This is a genomic window from Mycoplasma sp. P36-A1, from assembly GCF_049478495.1.
GTDB lineage: Bacteria > Bacillota_I > Bacilli_A > JAJDGJ01 > JAJDGJ01 > P36-A1.
Genome location: NZ_CP168083.1, coordinates 1,899,045 through 1,912,638, shown reverse-complemented (window position 1 = coordinate 1,912,638; position 13,594 = coordinate 1,899,045). Strand labels below are relative to the sequence as shown.

Genomic DNA, 13,594 nt, shown 5'->3' with positions numbered 1-13,594 from the left:
ATGAAACAATTTGAAAGACCAAATTTCTCAATTGAAGAGCATGATAGCGAAAGTAATTATGCTAAGTTTGTAATTGAACCCTTAGAAAGAGGATTCGGTACAACAATAGGTAATGCACTAAGAAGAGTACTTTTATCTTCTCTTCCTGGAGCTAGCACTTTTGCAGTCAATATTGAAGGTGTACATCATGAATTTAGCGCGATTGATGGAGTAGTTGAAGATGTTACTTCAATTATTCTAAATCTTAAAGATTTAGTTCTTTCAATCGATAGCGATGAAGATGTAGTACTTACTATTGATAAAAAAGGTGAAGGGCCAGTTTTTGCAAGAGATATTCTTGTTCCAGCTGGTGTTGAAATAATCAACGGCGATTTAGTAGTTGCTAACCTTGCAGAAAATGGACATTTAGAAATGGATATTCACGCAAGAAATGGTAGAGGTTATGTTACTTCTGATATCAACAAAAAGGAATTAAAACATATTGGTATGATTCCTACAGATTCAAACTACTCTCCTGTTGAAAGAGTATCATACAGCGTTGAACCTACTCGTGTCGGTGAAAACGAAAAATATGATAGTCTAATAATGGATATTAAAACAAATGGTTCAAAGACTGGTCAAGAAGTACTTTCTTTATCAGCTAAAATTCTTATGGAACACTTAGGATTATTTGTTGAACTTAATGAATTAGCATTAAGTACTAAAGTTATGGCTGAAGATGAAGAAGAAAACAGCTTTAAAGTACTAGATATGCCAATTGAAGATCTTGACTTATCTGTTCGTTCTTACAATTGTTTAAAACGTGCTAATATCCAAACAGTACAAGAACTTGTAGACAGAACTGAAGAAGATATGAATAAGATTAGAAACTTAGGTAAAAAATCACTTAAGGAAATCAAGGAAAAAGTAATTGAACTTGGTTTAAGTTATCGTGAGGATGACAACTAGAACTTGAAGGGAGGCTTTCTTGAATGGCTCAAAGAAAATTAGGTAGAACATCTAACAAACGTAGAGCAATGCTAAGAGCTTTAGCAACAGATTTAATCATTTATGGTCGTATTGAAACAACTGAAATGAGAGCTAAAGAAGTTAAACGTATTGCAGACAAAATGGTAACATTAGGTAAAAAGAATGATCTTGCATCTAGACGTAGAGCAGCATCTTTCCTTATTAATAAAGTTGCAAAAACTGAAGAAAAAGAAGTTAGTGTTAACATCAGAGAAAATGGTCAAGTAACAGGAACTGAAACTAAAACTATGTTAGTTGAACAAACTGCTGTACAAAGATTATTTGAAGAGGTTGCACCTAAATATGCAGACAGAAACGGTGGATACACAAGAGTAATTAAAATGGCACCACGTCGTGGTGACAATGCTCCAATGGCAATCATTGAATTTGTTTAATATTAAATTATAAGGCTACTTGAAAAAGTAGTCTTTTTTTTATCTACAAATAGAAAATCATAGACTTTCTCAAATTCATTAAGAATAATCAGTGTTAAATGTTACTGGTAGTGTAAAAAGATGTAAAAATTTTATAAACATTATATTAATTAAATACTTAAGTTGGTATAATATAATTGAGGTGGTTCAATGAATAACAAACCAAAAAACAATATAGACTTAGATAATTTACCTTTTGATAATCAACCTTCATTAAAAGATAGATTTAGTGATACATATACTTATTCAGATTTTAAATTTGATAAAAAGAAAGTAAAAAAGAATAGTAACAATAATATATTTGATGTAGAAAAAAATCATAATAATAAACAACGTTCATCTTTAAATGAATTTGAACTTAGAAATCGCTTAAAGCAACAACAACAAGCTACACAGCCACAAACTAGAATAAGTGAACAACAACTAGCACAAGCTGAAAGTGAAAGAAAAGCAAGATTAGACCAAATAATGCAACAAGGTCAAAGTAGACCTTCTGCAAAACAACAAAGACTAACTAAAGATCAAATAGAACAAGCAATTGATTTAAAAAATAGAAATGCTAGTCATGATCCTGCAATTATTTCTGGAAAAAGAAAACCACTTAAGCCAGAATACAATGGTGACTTTGGAACAAGTGGATCAGGAAGTGGTGGAAATAATAAACCACCTAGAAAATTAAGCTTGAATTCCGGTAGTAAAAAGAATAAACCTACAAAAAATAAAAAAACAAGAAATAGAAAAATAAGAAGAATTGTTTCAATTATATTATTAATATTCTTAACTTTAATAGCATTACTTTTAAGCTTTTTATTTTATATTAAAAGTACTGCAGCACCACTACATTTAACAGTAATTGGTGTAGATCAAAGAGCTGGTCAATCAGACAAAGAAATCCGTGCAGATGCTATCATGAATTTAAATGTAGGTACTAAGGATAATAAAATATTAATGGCAAGTATACCAAGAGATACCTATACATATGTACCTTGTGAAGAACAAAAAGATAAAATTACTCACTCATTTATCTATGGTGCATTAAATTGGGAAAACAAAGGTGGAGGTATAGCCTGTACAGTAGACTCAGTAGAACAACTAATAGGAGTACATGATAACAATAAATATGTTAAAGTAAACTTTGAGAATATGGTTGGAATCATTGATGCAATAGGTGGAATAGACCATAAACCAACAGCTACATTTTGTGAACAAAGTTCTACTGGCAAGAAAAACGCCTACTGTTTTAAAAAAGGTAAAAAGACACATATGGATGGTGAAATGGCACTAGCTTATTCTCGACATAGAAAATCAGATAGCGATGTTGCTAGAGGATTAAGACAACAAGAAATTATGAAAGCAATGGCTGCAAAAGTTAAAAATGCCAATGTATTCGAATGGCCATCTATTTATACAAAAGTTAGAAAAATGGTAGATACAAATTTATCAACAAAAGAATTACTACAAATTGCATTAGTATATGCTACTAAAGGAAATATCGAATCATATGAATTTGATTGGAGTGGCGTTTACTATGGAGGAGTTTCATATGTTGAACTATCAGAAAATAGTGTTAGTGAATATGGAAATAAAATTAAAGCATTAAGATAAAAAAAGAGACAAGATTTGTATTGTGAACTGACACCCGTCAAGTAGACAGTGTAAATAATTAAATTCTTAACATTGCAATATAGCTTAAACACAAGTTGTTTGAGTTATATTGTTTTTTCTATCTATATTTTCCCAGTATTTAACCACTTTAGGATTTGGAACGATTGGATAAGTTACAACCACTAAATTATTTTTAATCTGATCTAAAGCTTCATTTCTAACTTCTATTGGTGTTTTATAGTTAAATCTAGGTTGTAATCTTATATTATTATAGAAGTATATGTGTTCAATAATATAATCTTTTAACTCAGATATACTATTTGCTTTATTGTAATCTACCATTTCAGTTTTTAGTATTGCCCAGAATTTCTCGATTGGACCATTATCTATACACCTTCCAACTCGTGACATACTTTGTACCATGTTTTGATCTTCCAACATTCTTTTAAATGCTTTTGATGTGAACTGATAACCTCTATCGCTATGAAACATAGCTTTAGAATTAGGGTTATTATTTATTGCTTCTCTATATGCATCGAATACTAATATATTATCGTTTCTTTCGGATATTTGATATCCAACTATTGTATTATCAAACAAATCTATAATAGCTGCCAAATATAGTTTTAATCCTGTTGATGATATTTTAAACTCAGTAACATCACAACACCATTTTTCATTTGGTAAATTAGTGCTAAAATCTCTGTTCATAATATTTTGTGCAACTACTTCAGGAGTACTTCTAATATATTTTGGTTTAGAGCTCTTTCTAATTTTTGCCTGAAGGTTTGATATTTTCATAATACGATATATTCTTTTAGGATTATAATTTGCGCAAAATTCTCTATTAACCATTGCACACATTATTCTATAACCAAATATATATTTATATTCCTCTTGTTTTTGCTTAATAAACTTATAGATTTCTATATTTTCTATATCTTGCTTTGATTCTGATCTTTTTAACCATTTGTAATAACTACTTCTATTTAGTTTTAATATTTTACAAGTAAATTTAATACTAATTCCTTCACTATAAAATGCCTTTACTAATTCATATTCTATTTCATTTTTCGGCGTGAAAGTAACACGCTCCTTTCTTTCTCTTCTAGCTTTTTTAGAATTTTATTCTCTAGTTCTTTCAATTCCAATTCTCTTTTTAGTCTTGAATTATCACGCTGAAGTAGTTCAATTTCATCTAATTCACTATCATCTTTCTTGCGACCACGATTATCTTTTAAACCATCAACTCCATCCTTTAAATATTTTCTAGTCCAATTGTAAACGTTAGAATAACTAGTTTTATACTTACTAGCAGTATCGATATAATTTAAGCTATTTTCAATACAATATTTTGCAATAGCTAACTTTTGATCATAAGTATATTTATTATTGTCTTTCATATAGACACCATTACTTTCTAAAGGCTTATGAGCCTTTGTTTCTATATGATTATTATACTTATTAATCCAAGATTGTAAAATACTGATTGAGCTTATATTATATTTACCGATGATATCATTTAAAGAACCTAATCCATTAATATAATCATTAATTGCATAATTTTTCAAATCAGTTGAATAAGACTTATTAAATTTATTGGTTATCAATGCTTGTTCACCATTGCTTATATATTTATTTAACCATCTTCTTATAGTGGATTCATTTACAGTTAATCTATACGCAGCATTACTAACTGATTCGACCCCACCAACTATGTCTAATACAGTTTTCATCTTTATCTCAAAACTGAATTTAGCTTTTCTTCCCATAATAAAACACCTCCAAAATATTTAGTGTAATTTGTTTTTTTACACTGTCCACTTTAGAGGTATCATATCATTGAAATCTTGTCTTTTTTTAGACTTAGAAAGTGAAAAAATTAACATGCTATGTAATTCTATTAACTCAACTTTTAGTTTGTTATAAACATATATAACAACAAATTATTGTATATGTTTAAAATATTAAAATATATATAATTATTATCTATATTAAAGCAAGAAATTTCATTGTTATATATAATAAAACTAGGCCTTAATTATAAAGCCTAGTATATAAAGTATCTAATTATTTTTAGGATTTACCAACGATTAATTGGTTTATTTACATCTTTAATCACAACATCGTATGCTAAGAAATGATTAATGATATATTCTTCAAAAAACTTTAATGCTGGAGTTTTCAACTTATTAGAATTAGAAGCTAAAACTACATCCCAATCCGAATTACTGTTTGATAATTTCTTCACAGTAACATTATCTAAACTTTTTTGAGCTATAACTGATTCAGGAACGATAGTATAACTACGACTTCGATTAACAATATCTAAAATAAGCTCTAATTGAGAAGATTTAAATGTAATATTTGGATGTAAAAGTTTAGCTTTAAATTGCTGAGCAATAGAATCATATAAAGCAAAGTCTTCAGAAAAAGTTACTAAGTTTAAATGCTCTAATTCATCTAAGGCAACATAGTTATCAGCGCGAGTTACTAAACTTTTATTTAAAACAACGACAAGTTCAGAATTAAATAAAGTAGTAGTCTTAATATTTTCAAGATCTACAGGGCCATTTAAAATTGCCATATCTAAATCGCCATTATGAAGTCTTTTTTTAAGATCTATTGATCCTTCTTCAACAAGCGTTAAATTAATATCAGGATAATCATTCATAAAATCAACAATAGCACTACGACATAATATAGAACTTATAAAAGGTGGAATACCAACTTTTATACTTCCAATAAAGCCACGCTTAATTTCTTCTAAAGAATAAAGAAATTCATTGTGCATCTTTAATAATTGAATAGAGTGATTATATATATACTCTCCCTCTTTTGTTAAACTAGTATAACGACCTTTATTTTTATTAAAAAGTTTTATACCATATTGCTTTTCCCAACTACCAACTAACATACTAAGAGAGGGTTGAGTTATATGCAACTTTCCAGCAGCTTTGCTAAGATTAAAATTAGAATCAACTATTTCTCTAAAGTAATCTAGGTGTTTAATATCCATCTATATAACCTCCTAGTCATAATAATACTATTATTACATAATTGATATTTATAAACAACAAAAAAATAGTGTACTATTTGTTATATAAACTTACACTATTCTATAAAATTTAATAATTAAGTAGCTTTATTGTACATATTTATACAATTTCGCAATGAAAACTTAATGATGTTTACAATTAGTAAAGTGGTAGTATCAATTAAATTGATACTTAGTATAAAATAATTGTAACGCTATTTGCCTTGTTTATATTGTCGTAAGTATAATTTATATATATAATTAAGTTAAGAAAGAATGGAGTGAATAATCATGTCTTATACAATTGATATGCTAGAACTAGGAATGAATGCTAGTTTCACAAAAACAATCACAGAAAGTGATGTTTATACTTTCGCTGGTGTATGTGGAGATTTAAACCCTGCACATATCAACGATGAATATGCAAAAAACTCAATGTTTAAAGCAAGAATTGCCCACGGTATGTTATGTGGATCTTTAATTTCAACAGTGTTCGGTATGCAAATGCCTGGACCTGGTACTATTTTCATGGAAAATAATATGAAATTTAAAAGACCAGTATATTTTAACGATACAATTACTGCAACAGTAGAAGTAAGTGAAATGCTTACTGAAAAAAATATCGTTAAATTTACAACAAAATGTACTAATCAAGATGGAGTTGTAGTGATCGAGGGGACTGCTACACTTATGCCACCAAAGAAAGGATAGAAATAATGGACTTTACTTTAACTAAAAAACAAGAACTGTTTTTAGAACTATTTGAAAAATTTGCGCAGGAAGAAGTAGAACCAATTGCTGCAGCAATCGATGAAGAAGAAAGATTTCCAACTGAAACAGTTGAATTATTAAAAAAATACGGATTTATGGGGATTCCATTCCCAAAAGAATATGGAGGAGCAGGAGCAACAGATTTAGAATATGCAATGTGTGTTGAAACATTATCAAAATATTGTGGAACAACAGGAGTAATCGTCTCAGCTCATACTTCACTATGTGCAAGTCCAATTTATATGTTTGGAACAGAAGAACAAAAGCAAAAATATTTAGTACCATTAGCAAATGGTAGTAAATTAGGAGCATTTGGATTAACAGAACCAAACGCAGGAACAGATGCATCAGGACAACAAACAACAGCAGTACTTGAAGGAGACGAATACGTATTAAACGGATCAAAAATCTTCATAACTAATGGTGGAGTTGCCGATATATATATCATCATAGCAATGACAGACAAATCAATTGGAACAAGAGGGATTTCAGCATTTATAGTTGAAGCAACAACTCCAGGATTCTCAATTGGTAAAAAAGAAGAAAAACTAGGAATAAGAGCATCAGCAACAACAGAATTAATAATGAAAGATTGCAGAATACCAAAAGAAAACTTACTAGGAAAAGTAGGAAAAGGATTTGGAATTGCAATGAAAACACTAGATGGTGGACGTATAGGAATAGCAGCACAAGCACTAGGAATAGCGCAAGGAGCACTAGATGAAACTGTAAAATATACAAAAGAAAGAAAACAGTTCAAAAGAGCAATATCAGCATTCCAAAATACACAATTCCAATTAGCAGATATGAACACAAAAATAGAAGCATCAAGACTGTTAGTATATAAAGCAGCAACTGCAAAAAGTATGAAATTACCATACACAACAGAAGCAGCAATGGCAAAATTATTTGCGGCAGAAACAGCAATGGAAGTAACAACAAAAGCTGTCCAATTATTCGGAGGATATGGATATACAAGAGAATATCCAGTAGAAAGAATGATGAGAGATGCAAAAATAACAGAAATCTATGAAGGAACTTCTGAGGTACAAAGAATGGTAATCTCAGCAGCTTTATTAAAATAACAGGAGGTAGACTTGATGAATATCGTAGTATTATTAAAACAAGTACCTGATACAACAGAAATTAAAATTAATTATGAAACAGGTACACTAATAAGAGATGGTGTAAAAAGTATAATGAATCCAGATGATAGAGCTGGATTAGAAGAAGCACTAAAAATAAAAGATCAAAACGGAGCATGTGTAACAGTCTTAACAATGGGACCACCCCAAGCAGATATCATGTTAAGAGAAGCCCTAGCAATGGGAGCAGACATGGCAATATTAGTATCAGATGGAAAGTTTGCAGGAGCGGATACATGGGCAACATCATCAACATTAGCAGGAGCATTAGCAAAATTAGATTACGATTTAATAATAGCTGGTAGACAAGCAATAGATGGAGATACAGCACAAGTAGGACCACAATCAGCAGAGAAATTACACATACCTCACGTAACATACGTAGAAAAAGTAGAAGCAATAAGCGACACAGATATCACAGTACATAGACAATTTGAAGATGGATATCAAGTAGTAAAAGTGCAACTACCATGTTTAATAACAGCATTACAAGAAATGAACAAACCAAGATATATGCATACAGCAGGAATAGTTGATGCATATGAAGCCGAAATAGTAAAATGGACTTTAGCAGATATCGAAGTAGATTTAGCAAATATCGGGTTAAAAGGATCACCAACAAAAGTAAGAAAAACATTTACAAAAGAAGCAAGTGCTAAAGCGCAACCATTTGAAGGAACAGCTACAGAAGCAGCAGCCCTAATCAAAGCTGAGCTTGCAGAAAGACACTTTATTTAGGAGGATTGCTTGATGTACGATATAGAATTAGCAAAAGACTATTATGTCTTTATAGAACAAAAAGAAGGAAAAATCGCTGATGTATCATTAGAATTAATCAGTGAAGCAACAAAACTAGTAAAAAGAACAGACGGATATAAAGTAGTGGGAATATTACTAGGAAACAAAGTAAAAGAATTAGCAACAGAAGTAATAGCATATGGAGCAGACAAAGTAATAGTAGTAGATGATGAAACATTAGATATCTTTGTACCAGAACCATATACAAAAGCAATGGCAGCAATAATAAAAGAATATAAGCCAGATGGATTATTCATAGGAGCAACTACACTAGGAAGAGATTTAGGACCAAGAGTAGCAGCAAGAATACAAACAGGATTAACAGCAGATGCAACAATAATCGAAGTAGATCCAGAAGATGAAGGAAACAAATTACTATGGATAACAAGACCAGCATTTGGAGGGAACTTATTTGGAACAATAATATGTCCAGATCATAGACCACAAATGGCAACAGTAAGACCAGGAGTAATGAATAAAAACGAACCAGATTACAATAAAGCTGGAGAAATAATCGAATTTGATGCGAAACTAACAAAAGCAGACATCAATGAAGAAGTATTAGAATTTGTAGCAAGAGTACATGAAGGAGTAGATATTTCAAAAGCAGAAATAATCATCTCAGGAGGGCGTGGAGTAGGAAGCGCAGAAGGATTCAATGTACTACAAGAAGTAGCAGATAAAATAGGTGGAGTGGTAGCAGGATCAAGAGCAGCAGTAGATGCAGGCTGGATAAGCAAACCAAACCAAGTAGGACAAACAGGGAAAACAGTAAGACCACAAGTATACATAGCATGTGGAATCTCAGGAGCGGTACAACATACAGCAGGAATGGACAAAGCAGACTTTATCATAGCAATAAACAAAGATAAATATGCACCAATCTTTGATGTAGCACATGTTGCAATCGTAGGAGACTTATTTGCAATTTTACCAGCACTTGCTGAACAAATAGTTGCAAAAAAATAAAAATAGCAGATAGAGGATGCGTTTAGTTTTGTAGAATCAGAGTGAGTGTATCAAACTTATTAATCTGATTTGAAGTAACCGACGCCGAAGACACCATTTATTGATACATTTGGTGATCTGGAGTAGAAAAACAACTTTCCTACTCTCTCAAAAATATAAATTGAGGAGCTATCAAAAATATTATATATATTTTTGATTGCTCTTTTTTTAATCAAGAAAATAGGAGGAAATAATCAATGAAAAAAATTGAATCAACAATCAGATTAAGAATGTCAAGTCATGATGCACATTATGGTGGAAACCTAGTTGATGGTGCAAGAATGCTTGGTTTATTCGGAGATGTAGCAACAGAATTACTAATCAAACGCGATGGTGATGAAGGTCTATTTGTAGCATATGATCAAGTAGAGTTTACAGCACCAGTATACGCAGGTGATTATATTGAAGCTTATGGTTATATCGAAAAAGAAGGTAACACTTCAAGAAAAATGAAATTTGAAGCAAGAAAGGTCATTGCTCCTAGACCAGATATTAATGATAGTGCTGCAGATTTCTTAACTGATCCAGTAATAGTATGTAAAGCTTCTGGAACATGTTTAGTAACTAAGGATAAAAAAAGAAATGACTAAGTTAATATTAACAGCAGCAATCTCTGGAGCAGAAGTAACTAAAGAGCATAATGCAGCTGTACCATACACTACAGAAGAATTTGTAAGAGAGTCAAAAAGTGCATACGATGCTGGAGCATCAATAATCCACCTTCATGTTAGAGAAGAAGATGGAACACCTACACAAAGTTATGACCGTTACAAAGAAGTAATGGAAGCAATTAAAAAAGAATTGCCAGAAGTTATTGTACAACCATCAACAGGTGGAGCTGTAGGAATGAGTTCAGAAGAAAGATTACAACCAGTAAGATTGAACCCAGAAATGGCAACTTTAGATTGCGGTACAACAAACTTTGGTGGAGATGAAGTATTTGAAAACACTGAAAATATGATTATTGAATTTGCAGCAATGATGAAAGAACACAATGTAAAACCTGAATGTGAAGTATTTGATAAAGGTATGATAGATATGGCACTAAGATTAAAGAAAAAAGGCCTTATATATGATGAAAACCTACATTTTAACTTTGTAATGGGTGTAAATGGTGGAATTTCAGCAACAGCTAGAGATTTAGTATTTATGCAAGGTTCAATTCCAGAAAATAGTACATGGACTGTAGCTGGAATTGGTAGACATGAATTCCCACTTGCAGCTATAGCAATAGCTATGGGTGGACATGTAAGAGTTGGATTTGAAGATAATGTATACATCGAAAAAGGTGTACCGGCAAAATCAAATGGTGAATTAGTTGCTAAAGTAGCTAGAATAGCAAAAGAACTTGGTAGAGAAATAGCAACACCAGATGAAGCAAGAAAAATATTGGGGTTGAAATAAATGTTAAATAAACAAATAACTAAAGAACAGATTAAAGATCATTTACATAATGGTATGACAATCTTAGTTGGTGGATTTATGGCAGTAGGTACACCATCAACTATTATAGATGCAATTGTAGAAAGCAAAGTTAAAGACTTAATTTTAGTTTGTAATGATGCTGGATACGAAGATAAAGGTATAGGCTTAATTATAAAAAATGGTCAATGTAAAAAATTAATTACAAGCCATATTGGTCTTAATCCACAAGCACAAGACATGATGAAAGATGGTTCAATGGAAATTGAATTAACACCTCAAGGAACTCTAGCAGAAAAAATTAGAGCTGGTGGTAGTGGTTTAGGAGGAGTATTAACTCCAACAGGACTAGGAACACTAGTAGAACAAGGTAAAGAAGTAATAAGTGTAGATGGTAAATTATACTTACTTGAAAAACCAATCAAAGGTGATTTAGCAATAATAAAAGCTAACATATGTGATACAAAAGGAAATTCTACATTACTTGGAACAACAATTAACTTTAACCCTGTTATGTCTTTAGCAGCAGAAAATGTAATTGTTGAATCAGATGAAATTGTTGAACATGTAAATCCAAACCATGTTACAATTCCACATGTTGTAGTTAACCATATAATTCAAGGAGGTAACATCTAATGAACGCTAAAGAAAAAATTGCAAGAAGAGTTGCTCTTGAATTAAAAGATGGACAATTAATAAATTTAGGAATTGGACTTCCAACACTAGTTGCAAATTATTTGCCGGAAGGTGTTGAAGTAACATTCCAATCTGAAAATGGGATGGTTGGATTAATTGGACTTGATGAAAATCAAGATGTAAATCCAACTATAACAAATGCAGGAGGAGCACCAGTAGGAATAAACTCTTATGGAGCATTCTTTGATAGCAGCTATTCATTTGCACTAATAAGAGGTGGACATGTTGATGCAACAGTACTAGGAACACTAGAAGTTGACCAACAAGGAAACATTGCTAATTACATGATACCAGGAAAATTAGTTCCAGGTATGGGTGGAGCAATGGACTTAGTAACAGGTGCAAAAAAAGTAATAGTATCAATGGTGCATACATCTAAAGGAAAACCAAAAATTCTTAAAGAATGTACATTACCATTAACTGGAACAAAATGTGTAGACATGATTGTAACAGAAATAGCAGTATTTGAAGTTAAAGACAACTACTTACTACTTACAGAAGTTGCAGAAGAAAGTAGTGTTGAAGAAATAATTAGTCTAACTGAAGCTGAAGTAAAAGTTGCAGAGACATTAAAGACATTTTAAAATAAGGAAAGAGGAATAACATGAAACACGGAGAAAAATACGGAACACACAGAGTAATTGAACCAAAAGGGGTATTACCACAACCAGCTACAAAAATTGATAACGATATGAATATTTATGACAATGAAATCTTAATTGATGTTATAGCATTAAATGTTGACTCAGCTTCATTTACACAAATTGCAAATGAACAAGGTCATGATCCAGAAAAAATCGGAAACAGAATTATGCAAATTGTTGAAGAAAAAGGAAAACAACAAAATCCAGTAACAGGTTCTGGAGGGATGTTAATCGGAACTGTTAAAGAAATAGGACCAGCTTTAGAAGGTAAAACTGAACTTAAAGTTGGAGATAAAATTGCTACATTAGTTTCATTATCTCTAACACCATTAAAAATCAACAAAATCAAAAATATCGAAATGGATATTGACAGAGTTGAAATTGATGGAGAAGCAATCTTATTTGAATCAGGTATCTATGCAGTATTACCAAGCGACATGTCAGAAACATTAGCATTAGCTGCTTTAGACGTTGCAGGAGCACCAGCTCAAGCACAAAAATTAGCAAATCCAGGTGAAAAAGTAGTAGTATTAGGTGCTGCAGGTAAATCAGGAATTATGTGCTGTTATGAAGCTAAAAAATCAGTAGGAAAAACTGGACAAGTAATCGGTATTATTAATTTAGAAGAAGACAGAGCTTTACTAGAAAGCACAGGATTCTGTGATAATGTAATCGTTGCAGATGCTACAAATGCAATCGAAGTTCTAGACAAAGTTAAAGAAGTTACAAACAATGAAGAAGTTGATGTATGTATCAACTGTGTAAACGTACAAAACACTGAAATGGCTTCAATTTTACCAGTAAAAGATGGTGGAATCGTATACTTCTTCTCAATGGCAACAAGCTTTACAAAAGCAGCATTAGGTGCTGAAGGTGTTGGTAAAGATGTAATGATGATTATTGGTAATGGTTATACAAAAGATCATGCTAAAATCACTTTAGATGCATTAAGAGAATCACCAACATTAAGAAAAATCTTTGAAGAAAAATATTTATAAGATTATTTAAAATCATCCCCCCAAAAAA

General features: G+C 31.3%; 15 protein-coding genes. 12 read left to right on the top strand and 3 right to left on the bottom strand.

The features are described from left to right. The 3 genes from ACD762_RS09260 to ACD762_RS09250 all read left to right on the top strand — a co-directional run bounded on the left by ACD762_RS09260 (nt 1) and on the right by ACD762_RS09250 (nt 3,047). A complete protein-coding gene (locus ACD762_RS09260; protein WP_423363711.1) occupies nt 1-948 on the top strand; it encodes a DNA-directed RNA polymerase subunit alpha in 948 nt (315 codons plus the stop codon). A 23-nt stretch (nt 949-971) separates the two neighbouring features. Continuing rightward, nucleotides 972-1,403: a 50S ribosomal protein L17 gene (gene rplQ, locus ACD762_RS09255; RefSeq protein WP_423363710.1), complete on the top strand. Its 432-nt coding sequence runs from the start codon at nt 972-974 to the stop codon at nt 1,401-1,403. Between the two features lie 189 nt (nt 1,404-1,592). Next, nucleotides 1,593-3,047: an LCP family protein gene (locus ACD762_RS09250; protein WP_423363709.1), complete on the top strand. Its 1,455-nt coding sequence runs from the start codon at nt 1,593-1,595 to the stop codon at nt 3,045-3,047. Between the two features lie 84 nt (nt 3,048-3,131). Here ACD762_RS09250 and ACD762_RS09245 read toward each other — a convergent pair whose 3' ends face one another. The 3 genes from ACD762_RS09245 to ACD762_RS09235 all read right to left on the bottom strand — a co-directional run bounded on the left by ACD762_RS09245 (nt 3,132) and on the right by ACD762_RS09235 (nt 6,066). Next, entirely contained in the window at nt 3,132-4,073 is a 942-nt protein-coding gene (locus ACD762_RS09245) for an IS3 family transposase (RefSeq protein WP_423364702.1), read from the bottom strand. Between the two features lie 35 nt (nt 4,074-4,108). Next, nucleotides 4,109-4,819, bottom strand: coding sequence for a helix-turn-helix domain-containing protein (locus ACD762_RS09240; RefSeq protein WP_423363043.1), 711 nt, complete (start codon nt 4,817-4,819; stop codon nt 4,109-4,111). A 311-nt stretch (nt 4,820-5,130) separates the two neighbouring features. Continuing rightward, complete coding sequence (locus ACD762_RS09235; protein WP_423363708.1) at nt 5,131-6,066, bottom strand: LysR family transcriptional regulator; 936 nt, start codon at nt 6,064-6,066, stop codon at nt 5,131-5,133. 309 nt (nt 6,067-6,375) lie between these two features. On the opposite strand from ACD762_RS09235, the gene ACD762_RS09230 reads away from it, so the two are divergent. The 9 genes from ACD762_RS09230 to ACD762_RS09190 all read left to right on the top strand — a co-directional run bounded on the left by ACD762_RS09230 (nt 6,376) and on the right by ACD762_RS09190 (nt 13,566). Then, nucleotides 6,376-6,795, top strand: a complete 420-nt coding sequence (locus ACD762_RS09230) for a MaoC family dehydratase (RefSeq protein ID WP_423363707.1) — start codon at nt 6,376-6,378, stop codon at nt 6,793-6,795. A gap of 5 nt (nt 6,796-6,800) precedes the next feature. Continuing rightward, a complete protein-coding gene (locus ACD762_RS09225; protein WP_423363706.1) occupies nt 6,801-7,940 on the top strand; it encodes an acyl-CoA dehydrogenase in 1,140 nt (379 codons plus the stop codon). 15 nt (nt 7,941-7,955) lie between these two features. Continuing rightward, complete coding sequence (locus tag ACD762_RS09220; RefSeq protein WP_423363705.1) at nt 7,956-8,738, top strand: electron transfer flavoprotein subunit beta; 783 nt, start codon at nt 7,956-7,958, stop codon at nt 8,736-8,738. A 12-nt stretch (nt 8,739-8,750) separates the two neighbouring features. After that, nucleotides 8,751-9,767, top strand: coding sequence for an electron transfer flavoprotein subunit alpha/FixB family protein (locus ACD762_RS09215; protein ID WP_423363704.1), 1,017 nt, complete (start codon nt 8,751-8,753; stop codon nt 9,765-9,767). 236 nt (nt 9,768-10,003) lie between these two features. Further along, complete coding sequence (locus ACD762_RS09210; RefSeq protein WP_423363703.1) at nt 10,004-10,396, top strand: hotdog fold domain-containing protein; 393 nt, start codon at nt 10,004-10,006, stop codon at nt 10,394-10,396. Next, nucleotides 10,389-11,210 (top strand): 3-keto-5-aminohexanoate cleavage protein, encoded by an 822-nt coding sequence (locus tag ACD762_RS09205; protein WP_423363702.1) that lies wholly within the window; start codon nt 10,389-10,391, stop codon nt 11,208-11,210. The genes ACD762_RS09210 and ACD762_RS09205 overlap by 8 nt, the downstream gene beginning before the upstream one ends. Further along, nucleotides 11,211-11,864 (top strand): CoA transferase subunit A, encoded by a 654-nt coding sequence (locus ACD762_RS09200; protein ID WP_423363701.1) that lies wholly within the window; start codon nt 11,211-11,213, stop codon nt 11,862-11,864. Continuing rightward, on the top strand, nt 11,864-12,508 hold the full coding sequence (locus tag ACD762_RS09195) for a 3-oxoacid CoA-transferase subunit B (RefSeq protein WP_423363700.1): 645 nt from the start codon (nt 11,864-11,866) through the stop codon (nt 12,506-12,508). The genes ACD762_RS09200 and ACD762_RS09195 overlap by 1 nt, the downstream gene beginning before the upstream one ends. A 20-nt stretch (nt 12,509-12,528) precedes the next feature. Then, entirely contained in the window at nt 12,529-13,566 is a 1,038-nt protein-coding gene (locus ACD762_RS09190) for an L-erythro-3,5-diaminohexanoate dehydrogenase (protein WP_423363699.1), read from the top strand. The last annotated feature ends 28 nt before the right edge of the window (nt 13,567-13,594 follow it).